Source organism: Proteobacteria bacterium CG1_02_64_396 (assembly GCA_001872725.1).
Classification (GTDB): Bacteria; Pseudomonadota; MNWR01; order CG1-02-64-396; family CG1-02-64-396; genus CG1-02-64-396.
Window position 1 is genome coordinate 1 of the sequence record MNWR01000032.1, and the last position, 16,456, is coordinate 16,456.

12 protein-coding genes and 1 pseudogene are annotated in these 16,456 nt (G+C 57.1%); 8 read left to right on the forward strand and 5 right to left on the reverse strand.

The window, feature by feature from the left end; genetic code table 11:
• Together AUJ55_03955 and AUJ55_03960 are read left to right on the forward strand one after the other, a co-directional pair.
• Positions 1-246: pseudogene (locus AUJ55_03955) on the forward strand (hypothetical protein).
• A gap of 98 nt (positions 247-344) precedes the next feature.
• A complete protein-coding gene (locus tag AUJ55_03960) occupies positions 345-857 on the forward strand; it encodes a hypothetical protein (GenBank protein OIO59068.1) in 513 nt (170 codons plus the stop codon).
• Positions 858-938: 81 nt separating this feature from the next.
• Here the strand turns inward: AUJ55_03960 and AUJ55_03965 are convergent, their stop codons facing one another.
• From AUJ55_03965 to AUJ55_03985, 5 genes are all read right to left on the reverse strand, one after another.
• A complete protein-coding gene (locus AUJ55_03965; protein ID OIO59069.1) occupies positions 939-3,404 on the reverse strand; it encodes a hypothetical protein in 2,466 nt (821 codons plus the stop codon).
• A gap of 88 nt (positions 3,405-3,492) precedes the next feature.
• Positions 3,493-4,932, reverse strand: coding sequence for a hypothetical protein (locus tag AUJ55_03970; protein ID OIO59070.1), 1,440 nt, complete (start codon positions 4,930-4,932; stop codon positions 3,493-3,495).
• Positions 4,933-5,059: 127 nt separating this feature from the next.
• Complete coding sequence (locus AUJ55_03975; protein ID OIO59071.1) at positions 5,060-5,479, reverse strand: hypothetical protein; 420 nt, start codon at positions 5,477-5,479, stop codon at positions 5,060-5,062.
• 5 nt (positions 5,480-5,484) lie between these two features.
• A complete protein-coding gene (locus AUJ55_03980; GenBank protein OIO59072.1) occupies positions 5,485-6,036 on the reverse strand; it encodes a hypothetical protein in 552 nt (183 codons plus the stop codon).
• Positions 6,033-8,189 carry a hypothetical protein gene (locus AUJ55_03985; protein OIO59123.1) on the reverse strand — a complete coding sequence of 719 codons (2,157 nt, stop codon included), beginning with the start codon at positions 8,187-8,189 and terminating at the stop codon, positions 6,033-6,035. Before AUJ55_03985 ends, AUJ55_03980 begins: the two co-directional genes overlap by 4 nt.
• A 518-nt stretch (positions 8,190-8,707) precedes the next feature.
• Here AUJ55_03985 and AUJ55_03990 point away from each other — a divergent pair.
• The 6 genes from AUJ55_03990 to AUJ55_04015 all read left to right on the forward strand — a co-directional run bounded on the left by AUJ55_03990 (position 8,708) and on the right by AUJ55_04015 (position 16,317).
• Positions 8,708-10,078 carry a hypothetical protein gene (locus AUJ55_03990; protein OIO59073.1) on the forward strand — a complete coding sequence of 457 codons (1,371 nt, stop codon included), beginning with the start codon at positions 8,708-8,710 and terminating at the stop codon, positions 10,076-10,078.
• A 90-nt stretch (positions 10,079-10,168) separates the two neighbouring features.
• Positions 10,169-11,818 carry a peptide-binding protein gene (locus AUJ55_03995; protein ID OIO59074.1) on the forward strand — a complete coding sequence of 550 codons (1,650 nt, stop codon included), beginning with the start codon at positions 10,169-10,171 and terminating at the stop codon, positions 11,816-11,818.
• Complete coding sequence (locus AUJ55_04000) at positions 11,815-12,798, forward strand: diguanylate cyclase (protein OIO59075.1); 984 nt, start codon at positions 11,815-11,817, stop codon at positions 12,796-12,798. The genes AUJ55_03995 and AUJ55_04000 overlap by 4 nt, the downstream gene beginning before the upstream one ends.
• Positions 12,795-13,640: a peptide ABC transporter permease gene (locus tag AUJ55_04005; protein OIO59076.1), complete on the forward strand. Its 846-nt coding sequence runs from the start codon at positions 12,795-12,797 to the stop codon at positions 13,638-13,640. Before AUJ55_04000 ends, AUJ55_04005 begins: the two co-directional genes overlap by 4 nt.
• Positions 13,637-14,650, forward strand: a complete 1,014-nt coding sequence (locus AUJ55_04010) for a hypothetical protein (GenBank protein OIO59077.1) — start codon at positions 13,637-13,639, stop codon at positions 14,648-14,650. The genes AUJ55_04005 and AUJ55_04010 overlap by 4 nt, the downstream gene beginning before the upstream one ends.
• Positions 14,647-16,317, forward strand: a complete 1,671-nt coding sequence (locus AUJ55_04015) for a hypothetical protein (protein OIO59078.1) — start codon at positions 14,647-14,649, stop codon at positions 16,315-16,317. Before AUJ55_04010 ends, AUJ55_04015 begins: the two co-directional genes overlap by 4 nt.
• The last annotated feature ends 139 nt before the right edge of the window (positions 16,318-16,456 follow it).

Genomic DNA, 16,456 nt, shown 5'->3' on the forward strand with positions numbered 1-16,456 from the left:
CAACAGATTCTCATCAGCATGGACGGACGGGGCCGGGCGCTGGACAACGTCTTCATCGAACGTTTGTGGCGCACGGTGAAGTACGAAGAGATCTACCTGTACGACCATGCCGATGGGGTGGCGCTGCACCAGGGGCTCGACCGCTACTTCCGGTTTTACAACACCGAGCGCCCCCACAGTGCCCTCGGCGGCAAGACCCCAGAACAGGTCCATCAAACCCACGGCGGAACCACCCACCGCCACTAACCGTTTACAAATTTTCGCCCCCAAACTGTCCAAGGAGTGGGGTCCACCCCAAGGTGGGCAGCGATCTATTAACCTTTGAGGAGGGATTAAAAGCGGCAATGCGTGAAAATCCCGACATTATTCAGGCGGGGGAAATCCGCGATGTACGCATGGTTGAGATCGCCTTAACGGCTGCGGAGACTGGCCATTTGGTATTAGCCACGGTTCATGCCAACACCTCGCTCAACGCCTTGCTCCGCCTGTTGGCTGTTTTTAAACAGGAGGATCAACCGCTGGCCCGTTCCCGATTGGCCGAAAACCTTCGAGCCATCATAACCCAGCGTCTTCTTCCTAGAGTGGATCGCCCCGGTCGAGTGGCTGCCTGCGATGTGCTCATCAACAACAGCGTGATTCAAACCCTTATCCGAGACCCCGACAGAACCGACGAAATACCAAAACAGATGGCCGAGGGTCGGACCATTTACGGCAGTCAAACCTTGGATCAAAACCTCATGGAGCTTATCGAAGCCCAAGAAATCAAACTTGAGCACGCGCTGGAGCAGGCAGTCCATCCTGAGGATTTGCGAATGAAGCTGAACCTTTCAGGAAAATTTGACATGGAAGGTCTATGAGTTTTTTGGAATACCCAACCCCACTCCAATAAAAAATGGCCCCGATTGGGGCCATTTTTTATTGGAGTGGGGTGGAGTGAATTACCCGCGTTGGGCCAACTCCATCAATGTCTGAATCATCGAACCCTGTTCCAAATCCTGCTTAATCAAGAATGCATCCGCACCCAGCTCGAAGGACTTGCGTTTGTCTTCGTCCGACTCACGAGTAGTAATGAACACAATCGGAGTTTGAATAAAACGGCGATCACTACGAAGTTTCTGAATTAACCCATAACCGTCCATCCTCGGCATCTCGATGTCGGAAATAATGATGTCAACGGCGGTGTTCTCGAGTTTTTCAAGGGCATCCACCCCGTCGATCGCCGTTTCGACGTCAAAACCATTTTTTTCAAGGACCGCCCGTTCAACTTGACGGGCAATCAAGGAGTCGTCCACCAACAGCACCTTGACCGCCCGATTTGAGCGGCGTCCCGTTTGCGCGGAGGAGGGTCGCAGATCGGAAGCGGACTCAATATGCATCGGCGCCGTACGGGCCATCTCCTTGATACCTTGCGGTTCAAGGATCAACGCGATCATCCCATCGCCCAAGATGGTAGACCCTAAAACCCCTTGGAGCTGGAACCGCTTCAAGTAGGGGTCAAGGTCGTTCACCACAATTTCGACCTCATCGATCACTTGATCGACGATAAGCCCGATTTCGCCCTCAAGGTGCTTGGCAATCAAGATCGTCCGTTCGGTGTCGTCGCCACTATGGTACGACTCGTCGGTTCCGAAAATCCGTCCCAAATTCACCAATGGGATAATGTGTCGATCCCTGCGAATCACCTCGCGACGCTCAACCTTTAAGATCTCAGCATTTGCATGCCGGATCGCCGAAGAAACCATGTGCGACAACAGGGCGTAACGGCGTTTGCCCAGGGTGAAAATCACCGCTTTTTGAACCGCAATTGTCAGGGGAATGGTTAAAGTAAAGCGGGATCCCTCTCCAAGGCGGGTATCCACCTTGACCGACCCGGTTAGACGACGGACGGTGCTGCGAACCACATCCATGCCGACGCCACGTCCGGAGATATCAGAAATCCCCGATGCGGTTGAAAATCCTGGCCGAAAAATCAATTCGATTAGGTCGCCGGGCAACATCTCGGTGGCTTCTCGGGCCGTCGTTACGCCTCGACTAACCGCAACCCTTCGGATCTCTTCGTGGTCAATTCCGCGGCCATCATCCTCAATGTGGATGACCACCTCGGATCCCATCTGCCGCGCATGCACCCCAATGTATCCCACGGGGTTTTTCCCTTTTTCACGGCGCACATCGGGTTGCTCGACACCATGGGCAATAGCGTTGTTGATCAAGTGGATCAGCGGCTCCATCAACGCATCTACCACAGAGCGATCCAGCTCGATCTCCTCACCCGAGGTAATAAGCTCAATCTGCTTGTCGTAGCGACGGGCCAAATCGCGTACCGAGCGGGGTAGGGCCAGAAACAACGACGCTAATGGCTTCATTGCCAAAGCCAAAACTCGGTTTCGCAAGTCTTCCATCAACAAATTGCGGCGGAAAATCTCACTTTTCAGATCTTGTAAAAACCGCTCCAACCGACGTTGGATTTCTACAAATCGGCGATCCACATCCTGCAAATGCTCGACATCACCACCACTCAGGTAGCCTGAATCCTGCAAGAAGTCATGAATTTCAGTCCACGCCCGCAGTGTGTATTGATGATCGTCGACCAATCGCTGGAAAACCCGGCTCCCCTCCTCCGCCTGGGATTTATCGATAGTCAATTCAACAATATGGGTTGAAAGCGCCTCTATACGCTCAACTGGAAGGCGAACGCTCCGACCACTCGGGGTAAATGAAGAGGATCCGCTCCCTCCATCGGTAACTCGGTGATCGCTCGGAATAAAGGGGGAATCTTTGGAATCCTCGCGTCCACCGGTCGGGGGGGCGGCGCGGTCCCGTTTCTCAGGGGATTCCTTTTCTTTAGAGGGTTCTTCCTGCCGCGAAGGACGCACTTCGGCAGCTGGACGGGAAGAAGCAGGCACTTCATCGGATATTTGCTGCGGTTTTGGAGATGCTGAGGGTGGTGCCGCAGACGGGGGTGCCGCGACCTGGGAGGATGGCTCAGGGGCGGTTGCCACCCCTTTGTCTCCCGCCGCCAAAACCTGAGTCATCGATTTGGAAAAACGCTCCGTATCTAGCAATTTTGGCGCGTTTTGGGTTTCAAGCAGGGTACTCAAGCGCTCACCGAGCGCATCGGTCATTTCAAGAAGCAAATCGACCAGATCTCGACTGGCCTGTTCGGGATTGGTCTTGAGCCGATTGAGCGCATCTTCCATTACATGGCCGGTCTTACCGATGTCGGTAAGACCCAACATATTGGCCGATCCTTTGATCGTATGGGCGTTTCGAGCCATTTGGGCAAGGATGTCCTCATCCTTTTTGCCCTGTTCCAACGCCAACAACCCGCGGGAAAACTCCTGGAGTCGCTCGGTCGCCTCCTCCACAAACCCCGCGTAGAACGCGGTCATGTCAAGCTGGGTCATGGAGCGCTCCTGAATCGGGCATCAAACGAGTTGCAAACAGCTTGGCCAACAAAATTGCCGAGGTTTTCGAGCCTCGAAATATGAGGCGTCACACGATCTGCCGCAGGCGGGTTGCCTCCTCATTGAGGCGATAAGTGATGGCGCGGGTCTCGCCCATCTCCTCTGCGCTTTCGTTCAAAACGTTCGAAATCTCGCGCATCGTTTCGGCAATTTCTTCTGAACTCAGCTGCTGTTGCTTGGTGGCCAAGGTGATCTGTTTGGTCGCAAGCGCCGTCTTGTGGGTCATTTTCACGATACCATCCAACGCCAAACCGGCCTCACGAGCCACCGACGCACCCTTTTCACCCTCCTCCTTACCGATCTCCACCGCTTGCACCGAAGCCTGGGAAGCGCGCTGCACCTCGGTAATGATGTCCCGAATGTCTTCAGTGAATTCGCGGGTACGTTCTGCCAGACGCCGCACCTCGGCGGCCACCACCGAGAACCGTTTGCCGTATTCGCCAGCAGCAGCCGACTCAATGGCGGCGTTCAACGCCAGCAGGTGGGTTTCGTCGGCAATCGACTTAATCTGCTCCACCACGTCGCCAATTTCGATCGACTTTTGACCGGTGTACGAAATCTTTTCGGCGATCTCGTTAATCTCGTCACGAATCCGCTCCATGTAGGAGACCGCATCGGTCACCTGTTTGGCCCCGGTTTTCGCCGTTTCAGAGGTCTGGTTCGCGATCTCCTCCACACTGCCGGAGTTAACCGCGATCTGTCGGGCCGCATCCGACATATCGATGAGCATCTTCGAAATCTCGGTCACCGACGCCGCCTCCATCAACGCCGCATTGGCCTGGGATTCAACGGTGGCCAGAATCTCGGTGGAGGCGTCACCCACACCCACCGACGATTGCAACACCCCCGAAACCACATTCCCGGTGAAGCGTTGAATCAGGAACAGAGCAACCAAGAGGGTTGCTACCGCAACACCCACCGCGAAAATTTGCGCGGTTTGTGCCGAGGCGAGCGCTCCGTCCACCTCGGTTTGGCCGCGTGACTGAAGCGTGTCGTTAATCTGAGCCAGCTTTTGCACGCCGATCTGCGCCAGGGTATCCATAACCCGCAACATATCGGTTGAAGAATCGCCGGGGTTTTCCATGCCCAAGATCAAGTCGCCGGTCTGAACCACGTTCTGAACCAGACCGTCGATCTCTTTCAACGATTGGCGCTCTTCCGAAGACAATCCCGACATCCCGGCCAAGCGGCTGGAAAGTTCGGTGTAATTCTCGACCGCTTTGTCAAAGGTCTCTTGCTGCTTGGGGTCTAGGTTAACCGTGTATTCCCGGACCGGGGTACTGAGGGTCAGCAGCCGTGTCTCAATTGAGAACATCAAGCGGCTCTTTTCAAGATTTTCTTGAAGAAGCCCTAACGCTTTCACCCCACTCTGATACCCCCCCAGATACACCGTAAGACCGGAAGCAATTAAAAGCCCGGTGATGATCCCGATGTAGGTAAATAGCGTTCGGCGAATACGACTTTTCATGGTAGCTCCTCAACAATCTGCGAGCAGGGGGCCATTGGAGGCACGTCTTGGTCCGCGATACGCCCTGTTGCGCTGAATGGGATCACCCAGCTCAAATATTAAAAACTTAGCGACAACACCAAATGAATTAGCGAACAAGCCCGCCTATTGTGGCTTTAGAGAGAAGACGGGGTACATCCATCAAGGGTACAACGTCTCCGGCTCCCGCCCTGGGGGTAATAACCGCCCAAAACGGGATTACCCGGGCAACCCCAGGTGGAAACGTCTCAATCGCCTCTGGGGTAACAGAGTAAATGTCTCCCAAGCGATCCACCAGAAGCTGGACCCCCTCCTGATCCTTGCTTTTGCGTAGCAGAACGGAGGACAGCTTCTTGCTGCCTACTTGGATGCTCGGATTGAAATGGTGTCGCAAATCAAGCACCTTGACACCTTGAAGCTTCTCGGTCGGCAACAACTCAAGAATCTCGCTCATCAGAAGACCGACTTTGAAGCCCGAGGCTTCAACAACCAAAATGTCGATCAGGCGACCGCCATCTGAAAGCGCCATCTCGACTACCGCAACATTCGAGTGAGATCAACCATCGGAGTTAAACCGCCATCCCGCATCACCTCGGCATCCAATAGGTTTTTCAGGTCTGGGTGCAACGACGGCTCACCGGGATGAATATCACGGTCCGAGGCCTCGACAATGTCTTCGACCTCCTCAACCAAAATCCCCAATTGCTCCTTGCCTTCGTAGACCACCAAAACCTTAGCAAGCTCGCTATTGGTAACCCGCCCCATTCCCAGGTAGCCATGAAGGTCGATCAAGGTCAAAACACGACCGCGCAGATTTCCCAGACCCATCACATACTCAGGCGCAGTAGGGATGGGTGTGATGCCGCCGATCTTCGGCAGAGGAACTACTTCACGTAGGTGTTCGATGGCCATTGCCACCCGCTTGCTACTGAGTTTGAACAGAATCAGCTGATGGAGCACACCACGGTCTTCGTCCCCCGATTCGCCGCCGAGATTCTGACGGGCCGACAACAACTCGGCATAGCGGGAAGAGATGGCGTCATCCGCCACCACATTTTGTTCGGATTGGGCAGTCTTATCACTCACGCTTGCATCCGCTTGTATAGTTTGAGGACTTTCCGAACGCGGGCCGCCAACTTGGCCGGTTCGATAGGCTTGCCGATATAATCGTCGGCACCTGCAGACAAACCCTCGACCTCACTGTCTTCCTCTCGCCGTGAAGTCAGCATGATGATTGGGATGTCGGCGGTCGAAGCAGAAGAACGTAGTTTCTTGATTAGCTCCAGACCATCCATTTTGGGCATTTCCCTATCGGTCATAATCAGATCAGGGCGCTGTTTGCGCAAGACCTGAAGGGCAGCTTGACCATCCTCGGCCTCAAGAACCTCAAACCCGTCGTTGGTCAGGATGAAACGAACCAAGTTTCGAATGGTGGCCGAATCGTCCACCACAAGGATGAGATTGTTCTCCCTCTCTTGGTTTTGCTCACTGTAACGAACATCGACCCGCTTCTCATAGGCCTGAAGGTAGGCCTTCATGAGGTAAGAACCATCGATCTCCAAGTCGGTTGGTTCAGGCAACACGTCAATGAACTCGCCCCACGAGACCAATCCCCTCATGACCTTGACCAAGCCATCCTCGAACATGGTCATCATGCCTTGGTCCCGACCGGTATCGCGCAATTCGAGCTCGGTGGCACGCCTGGAAATCATCTCCTTGATGGCGTCGTTCAGAAACAAAACCTCATAGGCACCGATACGTCCCTTATTGCCCGATCCCCCGCAGGTGTCGCAACCTTTTCCATGGTAGAAAACAATCTCTTCGGGAATGTTGTATTTTTGCCGTAGCTGGGGCGTCAAAGAATCGTCCGGCACCTTGCAGTTGGGGCAAATCTTCCGCAGCAAGCGCTGGGCCTCGACCATCGTTAAGCTGGAGGAGATCTGATATGGCTCAAGCCCCATCTCCACCAAACGACCAATCGTTTCAGCAGCACCGTTGGTATGCAGAGTCGAAAGCACCATGTGGCCGGTCTGGGATGCGTGCATGGCGGTTTCTGCTGTTTCGAGATCGCGGATCTCACCCACCATGATGACGTTGGGATCTTGGCGCAGGATCGATTTCAACGCGGCGGCAAAGGTCATCCCTGCAGCCGGATTGATGGGAACCTGATTGATCCCCTTGATTTGGAACTCAACAGGATCTTCAACCGTGATGATGTTGGTGTCTTCAGAGTTGAGGTAGTTGAGGACCGAGTAAAGGGTTGTGGTTTTTCCCGAACCGGTCGGACCGGTTACCAGGATCATCCCCTGGGGGTAACCTGCGCATTTCTGCATCAGGTCCAATTCGCCCTTATTAAAGCCAAGCACCTCAAGACCAAGATTGATCGCCCCCTTATCCAAAATACGAATCACCACCTTCTCGCCAAAGTAGGTCGGCAAGGTGGAGACGCGCATATCGAAGGACTTTTGACCAACCTTGAGCTTCGTTCGACCGTCCTGGGGGGTGCGCGTGTTGGAGATATCGAGGTTGGAGATGATCTTGATGCGACTGGCTACCGGCTTGCTGTACTGCTTCTGCAGTTTAAAAATCGGTCGCAACTTGCCATCGATGCGGTAGCGGACCACCAATTGGGTTTCGGTGGGCTCGATGTGGATGTCGCTGACCCCCTTTTTGATGGCCTCGGCCAAAATACCGTTGACCATTTTGATGACCGGGGAGTCCGAAGCGGCGCGCGCTAGGGATTCAGCATCCTCCTCCTGCTCCTCGCTCCCATCATCCTCACGAACCTCGGCATCTTCCAAGCTCTCCGATAAACCCGCCATGGCGTCGTCGGCACTGCTGCCGTAGATGGCCTCTAGTCGTTTTTGGATGGCACTCGGGGTGGCGAACACCCCCTTGATGGGGCGGTTGAGGGTAAAGCGGATTTCGTCGACCGCTTTCAGGTCAAGAGGGTCGATCATGGCCACCAACAACTGGCCGTTATGTTCTTGCAGGGGAACGATCTTGTACTTCATGGCCGCTTTTTGCGGCACCTGCTCGGCCATTTCGGCACGGACGGGAAAGCGTTCCAGATCAATAAAGGGGACGTGATAAAAAGAAGCCAGCTTGGTCACCAAGTCGCGCTCGGGGACCTTCTGATCTTGAACCAGTGTTTGGATCATCGCCCGACCGTTCAGGCCGCGGACCTTCTCCCACTGTTCAACGGTAATTAAACCCTGTCCAACAAGGTGATTCCCCAGAGCGGCTCGGGGACCAGTGACATTACCTTTTGGGGCGGCTTTTGCGTCGACCACGGGTGCTCCTCAATAACTTGCGAACGATGTGAACCATCGCTCCAACGTGGCGCCAATCATGCGGGCTCTTCGATTTCATGGCATGATTCGGTCGGTTCGATCAGGGGCATGCGGAATCCATTGGGAAGAAAATCGATCCAGTCTCGTCGCAACCGATCCTGACAACAGACAAGAACTTCCCGCTGCATCTCACAGGCCGAACAAGCCTTTCCATGTGACCCGTTCTTGTCAAGAAATTATTTCTTTACATGGGGTTGGGACGAGTAACTCGTCCAATACTTCAAAAGTCGAATTCCTTTCGCCCAACTCCATTAAGGGACACAACCGACATCATGGCATGTACTCGGAGCAACCCCGATTGGCGGCATCGTTGGGTCCAAACGGGGGCCTTCCTCGCGATCATAGGGGTGCTCGCTTTGGGGCCAAGCCTCCAAGCGGAAGCGCTACCCCCTTCATGGGAGCGATTGGCCAACGAATTCGCGCTGGAGGTTCCGCAACAACCGGTCATCGAGCGGTGGCGCCAGTCACTGGCGGGCGATCTTCACGATTTATCAACCACCTTTGCCCGAGCCTCAACCTATTTGCCCATTATTCTACCGATCATCCGCGAAGAGGGTCTACCTGCGGAGCTGGCATTGCTCCCCTTTGTCGAAAGCCGTTTCGACCCGTTCGCGATCAGCCCCTTCCGGGCGACCGGATTATGGCAGTTTATCCCAGCCACGGCGCGGCGTTTCGACCTTGTGCCAACGGCTTGGATCGACCCCCGCCGCGATCCCGAGGCCTCTACACGGGCGGCTATGAGGTACCTGGCTTCATTGTACCGTCGTTTCAACGACTGGAGTTTGGCCGTTGCTGCCTACAATGCGGGGGAAGGAAATATTGCCCGAGCCATTCGTCATTACACCGTGAAGGCTGGCAACGAGGCCAGCAGCCCGGTTTGGTTTCTCGATCTTCCCTCTCAAACCGACGTGTATGTAGCGCAGTGGTGGGGCTTGGTTTCTTTGTTTCACGATCACCAAGAGCTATTGGACCCCCTCCTCAGCGATTGGACCCCTGTTTTACACGTCCCTATCGAGGGGCCGGTCGATCTAACCGTCCTAGCCAAGGTTGCCGATGTCCCTTTGGAGGAACTCTACCGACTCAATCCCGAATTCAATCGTTGGGGAACCCCCCCAAAAACCGGCATCTGGCACTTGAGGGTGACGCCCGAGTATGCCAACGCCATTCGCAGCGCCTGGGCACGACTGCCCTCCTCGGAACGGGTCGCCTGGATTCGCCATCGTGTCCTTCTCGGTGAAACCCTCGACAGCATTGCCCGCCGCTACCGGGTCGACTTGGAAACCCTTCTGTCGATCAATCACGCTGTCGATCCCAGGCGACTACGCATCGGCACCGTTTTGGTGATTCCTCAATCAGCACGCCGGGGCAACACCTTCAACGTTGCCCTTCAAGAACGCCAGCTCCTGACCTCATCGGCGGGGTATCTTACCTACAAGGTGCAAACCGGCGATTCACTTTGGGATTTGGCCCGACGTTTCGATAGCTCGGTTTCCCGTCTGCGGGCGTTGAACGGAATCTATCAGGGTGGAGGGATCCAGGTTGGACAAACCATAAAAATCCCCCAAAAGGCGACACCCGCCACCATGGGCACCACCCGCAAAGTGGTTTACACCGTACGCCATGGCGACAGTTTGGCCTCCATCGCCACAAAGTTCGGTATTCAGGTCAGCGATGTCGTGGCCTGGAATCCCCAGTATCGCTCCCCTCTGATCCGGCCCGGACAAAAGATGATTTTGTATGTCCGCCCCACCGATATTGCCGATCGACTGATGTGACGTAGCAATCGCGCTGGACCCCGATGACGGAAGTTTGGAAGATCCCCCGAATGGTTTGGTCCCTCTTCCCCTTTCCCCCGTGGACGGCGTATGACCCGCAAACAATGGACAGAACTCTTGGTTCTGACCCTGCTGCTCGGCAGCTGCTCCAACGACACAAAGCCCTCTACCCCCCCCCCCTCTCCAGTCCAGCATGCCGCAAATGTCGCTCCTGAACTGGGAGGGATGCTGATCTCGGGCTCCATCGGAGAGGCTTCGACCCTCATCCCCCTACTCGCCTCAGATGCCTCCTCGCACGCCATCTCAGGCATGGTGTACAGCGGACTGCTCAGGTATACCGGCGATCTTCGTCTGGTTGGCGATCTGGCCGAATCCTTTGAGATCTCAAGAGACAACCTCACCCTGACCTTCCATCTGCGCAAGGGGGTGAAATGGCACGACGGCGCCCCTTTCACCGCCAAGGATGTCGCCTACACCTGGGACGTCACGGTCGATCCCAGCACCCGCACCGCCTACGCCGGCGATTTTCAGATGGTCGACACCCTTGAAACCCCGGACGATTTCACGGTGGTAGTCCACTACAAGGAGCCATTTGCTCCGGCACTGGCCTCTTGGGCGACCTCAATCCTCCCGGCCCATCTGCTAGAAGGCAAAGACATCCACACCTCCGAGCTTGCCTCCAAACCGGTGGGGACCGGCCCTTACCGCTTTGGCACCTGGGAGCGGGGGGCGCAGATCACCCTGACCGCCAACCCCGATTACTTCGGTGGCACGGTGTGGATCGACCGTGATCGCACCCGGGTCATTCCCGACACCGCCAGTCAGTTCTTGGAGCTCAAGAGCGGTGGGATCGACTCCATGGGGCTCACCCCGCCCCAGTACGTTCGCCAAACACAAGGGGCTGAGTTCCAAAAGAAATTCGAGGTCTACCGCTACGTCTCCAACAGCTACACCTACCTAGGTTTCAACCTGAAGAACCCCCTGTTTGAAGACGTGCGCGTGCGTCAGGCCATCGCCTACGCCATCGACACCAACGAGCTGATCGAAGGGGTACTGATGGGCCAGGGGATCGCCACGGCGGTCCCCTACAAACCTGGCCACTGGGCGGCCAACACCGCGTTGTATCCCTACCCCCACGATCCTGAAAAAGCCAAGGCGCTGCTCAAAGAGGCTGGCTGGGAGGACCACGACAGCGACGGTATTCTCGACAAGGATGGCCACCCCTTCCGCTTCACTGTGGTCACCAACCAGGGCAACAAGATGCGGGAATCGACCGCCATCATCCTGCAGCAGCGGTTGGCCAAGCTGGGGATTGAGATGAAGATCCGCATCGTCGAGTGGGCCGCATTCCTCAAGCAGTTCATCGACACCCGAGAGTTCGAGGCGACCATTCTGGGTTGGGGACTGGGCAATGACCCCGACCAATTCGACATCTTCCACTCCTCCAAAATCAAAGCCCCTCAGCTCAACTTTCTGAGCTTCGACAACCCCGAGGTCGACCGACTTTTGGTCGAGGGGCGTACCACCTTCGATCAAGCGACCCGCAAGAAAACCTACGACCGCTTCCAAGAGATTCTGCACGAGCAGGTGCCGCTCATCCCTCTCTACGCCCCTTATGCCCTGGTTGCCGTGGATCGGCGCGTTCACGGCATTGCGGTGCAAGCGGCGGGGATCGACTACAACCGGGAGGAGTGGTTCATCCCCAAAGCCGAGCAAGTCCACCCGACGGTCGCCCCATGATCCCCTACCTGCTGCGTCGTCTGGGGGGGATGCTCCCCCTGCTGCTAGGTATCACCCTCATCACCTTTGCCGTCATTCATCTGGCCCCCGGTTCGCCGGTCGATCAGCTCGGCGAGCTCAATCCCAAGGCGACCGAGCAGTCGCGTCTGAAGATGATTGAGGCCTACAACCTCGACAAACCGCTTTGGTTGCAATACGGCCTTTGGCTGGAGCGTCTGGCCACGCTTGATTTCGGGACCTCGTTCGCCCCCGATGGTCGCCCAGTCTGGGACAAAATCGTCGAGCGCATCCCGATTACTCTGGTCATCAACCTGCTCTCGATGCTGCTGATCGTCACCGTGGCGGTGCCGTTGGGGGTCGTCGCGGCGCTGAAACGCAACTCCTGGCTCGACGGCACGATTTCGGTCTTCGTCTTCATCGGCTTTGCCATCCCCACCTTTTGGCTGGCGCTGCTGCTGATGATCCTGTTCGGGGTGCAACTGGGCTGGTTGCCGATTTCGGGATTAACCGCCCCAGACCATGCCTCGCTGAGCTTTTGGGGACAGGTGGGGGACTATGCCAAACATCTGCTCATGCCTGTGCTGCTTTCGGCCTTCGGGGGTCTAGCGGGGTTCTCCCGTTTTATGCGCTCCTCCACCCTTGAGGTACTCCACCAAGACTTCGTCACGACGGCCCGGGCCAAGGGACTGCCCGAAGCGGTGGTGATCCGACGCCACATCCTGCGCAACGCTTGGCTCCCCATCATCACTCTGCTGGGGTTATCGGTACCGGGACTGATCGGCGGCTCGGTGATCTTCGAGACGATCTACGCCATCCCCGGCATGGGACAGCTCTTCTACCAAAGTGTGATGATGCGCGACTACCCTCTGGTGATGGGAATTCTGGTCCTCGGGGCGGTTTTGACGCTGCTGGGCAACTTGATTGCCGATCTGGCCGCCGCGGCCTCCGACCCCCGCATTCGTAAGGGACTGCAATCATGATCCAGCTGATGTGGCGCCGTTTTGCTGACCTTCCTCTGGCCATGGCGGGGTTGATCGCCGTCGCGATTCTTTTTGTTGTTGCCGTAACCGCCCCCTGGCTTGCCCCCTACGACCCGACCGCCATCGACGTAAGGGCAATTCTGGAGCCCCCTTCCGGTCAACACTGGCTCGGGACCGATCAACTCGGGCGCGATGTCGCCTCGCGCATGATCTTCGGCACCCAAATTTCGTTGCTGGTCGGTTTTGTGGCGGTGGGAATTTCGATTGCCATCGGCACCCTGATCGGCGCCTGGGCCGGAGCGATAGGAGGACGGGTCGACGCCGCCTTGATGCGGCTGGTCGACGTCATGCTCTGCTTCCCCGCCTTCTTTTTGATTCTGGCGGTGATTGCCCTGCTGGAGCCCTCGATCTGGAACATCATGATCGTGATCGGCGTAACCTCGTGGATGGGAGTGGCGCGATTGGTGCGCACCGAGCTGCTCAGTCTCAAAGAGCGGGAGTTCGTCCTGGCAGCCCGTCTGGCCGGAACCCCCAGCTGGATCATCACCCTACGCCATTTGCTACCCAACGCCCTGGCCCCCATCCTGGTAACCGCCTCGCTGGGGGTGGCGGGGGCGGTGTTGACCGAATCGGCGCTTTCGTTCCTCGGCATCGGAGTGCAGCCCCCTACCCCCTCCTGGGGCAACATCCTGACCGACGGCAAAGATGCCATTGAGGTCGCCTGGTGGCTGTCGCTCTTCCCTGGCTTGGCCATATTGCTCACCGTGATGGCTTACAACCTGATTGGCGAGGGGATCCGTGACGCCAGCGATCCCCGTCTGCTGGAGGAACAGGCTCGGTGACCCACCCCGCCCCCCTAAACGTCGGCGACATCGCCCCCTTGGTACACAAACTGGGGCGCCCCCCTCGGGTGGGGCTGGCGTTGGGGACCGGCGCGGCGCGGGGCTGGGCCCATCTGGGGGTGTTACAGGCGCTGGAGGAGGCCAAGATCCCAATCCATGCCATTGCCGGATGCAGCATGGGGGCCTTAGTGGGGGGGATGTACTGCGCCTCGGGATTGGGGCCATTGCAACACTGGGCAGGCAAAACCAGGATGCGGCAACTGCTGACCTTCATCGATCCGGTTTTCCCTCGTAGCGGCCTCATCGACGGCGAGAAGGTGCTCGATTTCATCCACGATCTGGTCGCCGATCCCCCCATCGAATCGTTCCCCATCCGCTTTGCCGCCGTTAGCACCGACCTGGCCCGCAGCCAGGCGGTATTCCACCTCGAAGGGCCGCTATTGGAGGCGATCCGGGCCTCGATTTCTCTGCCAGGCATCTTCACCCCCGCCCGAGACAACGGTCGCCTGTTGGTCGACGGCGGCTTGGTCGATCCGCTTCCAACCACGATTTTGAAGGAGATGGGAGCCGAGTGGATCATCGCCGTCGACCTGACCCTGAACGCCTCGATCCGCTTGGGCAAAAAGCGGAGTCATGTGCCGCACAAGGAGCCTCGCCTCGACCCACTGCCCTACGTCAAAGGGCCACTGCGTCGGGCTTGGCGGCGCCGGGTTGACGGCATCCGGCAATGGTGGGAGGCGGAGGGAGCCCAACCCAACATGGTGGAAATCCTCCTATCGAGCCTGTATACCATGCAAAGTCGACTGGTCGAGGAGTCATTGCAAGAAACCCCCGCCGACGTGCTGCTCCGCCCCCCTCTGGACGACATCCGCCTGCTTGAATTCCACCGTGCCTGGGAGGCGATCTCAGTGGGGCATCGGGTCATGCAAGAGGCGATTGCCGCTTGGGGTGGGGCTCAATGGTTCACCCCCACCCCCCCTACTCAACCCCGTGGAGCCGCCAATCCATGAGCACCCCACGCGATCAATGGCGTTCCCAAGTCGGGTTCATTCTGGCCGCAGCCGGTAGCGCCATCGGCCTTGGAAACATCTGGCGTTTTTCATATTTGACCTACGAAAACGGGGGCGGCGCATTTCTCGTCCCCTACTTGATCGCGCTGTTTCTGGTTGGCATCCCCTTGATGATCGTCGAGATGGGATTGGGCCATTTCATGCGCGCCTCGGCCCCGGTTGCCATGGGACGGATCTCCCCCCGTTTTCAATGGGTGGGATGGTGGGCGGTGCTCCTGACCCTGCTCGGCATCGAGATCTACTATTGCGTCATCATCGCCTGGTGCCTGGACTTTACCTTTTTGTCGCTAGGGTTGGCCTGGGGGAACGACCCCAACGCTTACTTCTTCAAGGATTTTTTGGGATTGAGTGAAGGTCCTTTCGACATCGGCCTGCCCAATCCTGTCATATTGCTCACCCTGGCCCTAGTTTGGGGGATCAACTGGTGGATCGTGCGACGCGGCGTAGCCCACGGGATTGAGCAGGCCAACAAAATCTTTATTCCGATCCTGATCGCCACCACCGCCATCCTGGTTTTCTGGTCGCTGAACCTGCCCGGGGCCATGGTGGGCGTCCACGCGTATCTTTCTCCCGATTGGAGCAAACTGGCCCAGGGCAAGGTCTGGATCGACGCCTTCACCCAGATCTTTTTCACCCTCTCCATCGGCTTCGGCATCATGATGGCCTATGCCTCATACCTGCCCAGGCAGGCGCCGGTAGTGCGCGATGCCCTGATCGTCAGCATTCTCAATTGCGGGTTTAGCCTGTTTGCCGGTTTTGCCGTTTTTTCCACCTTAGGTTTTATGGCCCAGGCCAAAGGGGTCGGCATCGACGAGGTGGTCGCCCAGAGCATCGGTTTGGCCTTCGTTGCCTACCCCGAGGCGATCTCTCACATGCCGTTTTTGCCTGGACTATTCGGCTTTCTCTTTTTCGCCTCGTTGACCATTGCCGGGCTTTCCTCCTCGGTCAGTTTGGTCGAGGCCTTCGTCGCCGCGCTGGGGGACCGTTACGGCCTGGATCGCAAGATGACGGTCGACCGTGTCTCGCTTCTAGGGTTTGCAGGGGGGATCGTCTTTACCACCGGAGCGGGGCTCTTTTGGCTCGACATTGTCGACCACTTCTTGACCCAATACGGCCTGACCATGATTGCCCTGTTCGAGGTGCTGGCAACTGGCTGGATTTTGAAATCCCAGCGTCTTGAAGAGCATCTCGAAAACGCCGCCCCGTTTCGGATGCGCAAGGTTTACGCACGTTTCATGCGGATCGTTATCTCATTGGCGTTGTTGGGCGGGTGGCTTGGTTTGACGGCTGCAGGGGACAGCCTGGGGGCGATGCTGGGACGACTGCTGCTGCTGCTAGCGCTGGCCTCGATTTGGGTGGCCCACTCCTGGTTCGACTTCTCGGTGCGGATCATCATCCCGGTGATTTTAGTCATCCTGCTCGATGGAGCGCTCACGCAAGAGTTCGCCCCGATCTTCCAGGATGGCGGTAAATGGTACGGTGGATACAATGGCGCCGCAGTCTTCCTTTTAGGGGGGGGATGGCTGCTGGGAACTCTGACGGCCGCCATCGCCGTCGACCGGCATCGGCCACATCCCCACCACGATCAGTGCCCTGCACCCGAATAAGAGCAAGTTGCCCTACTCGCGTTGATCGCTCCATCAGGACAATTTCCTGTGGCGGTCTTGTCGGGCCATCTTATGCTTTACCCTTGTTCAAGATTGAAGGTATTGTCTTGCGGTTGCGGGGATCAAAGGGGGTTCGCTC

Bases quoted from the DNA above. Each gene is read 5' to 3' on its own strand.
- AUJ55_03960 (OIO59068.1), top strand. From the start codon at position 345: ATGCGTGAAAATCCCGACATTATTCAGGCGGGGGAAATCCGCGATGTA.
- AUJ55_03965 (OIO59069.1), bottom strand. From the start codon at position 3,404: ATGACCCAGCTTGACATGACCGCGTTCTACGCGGGGTTTGTGGAGGAG.
- AUJ55_03970 (OIO59070.1), bottom strand. From the start codon at position 4,932: ATGAAAAGTCGTATTCGCCGAACGCTATTTACCTACATCGGGATCATC.
- AUJ55_03975 (OIO59071.1), bottom strand. From the start codon at position 5,479: ATGGCGCTTTCAGATGGCGGTCGCCTGATCGACATTTTGGTTGTTGAA.
- AUJ55_03995 (OIO59074.1), top strand. From the start codon at position 10,169: ATGACCCGCAAACAATGGACAGAACTCTTGGTTCTGACCCTGCTGCTC.
- AUJ55_04000 (OIO59075.1), top strand. From the start codon at position 11,815: ATGATCCCCTACCTGCTGCGTCGTCTGGGGGGGATGCTCCCCCTGCTG.
- AUJ55_04005 (OIO59076.1), top strand. From the start codon at position 12,795: ATGATCCAGCTGATGTGGCGCCGTTTTGCTGACCTTCCTCTGGCCATG.
- AUJ55_04015 (OIO59078.1), top strand. From the start codon at position 14,647: ATGAGCACCCCACGCGATCAATGGCGTTCCCAAGTCGGGTTCATTCTG.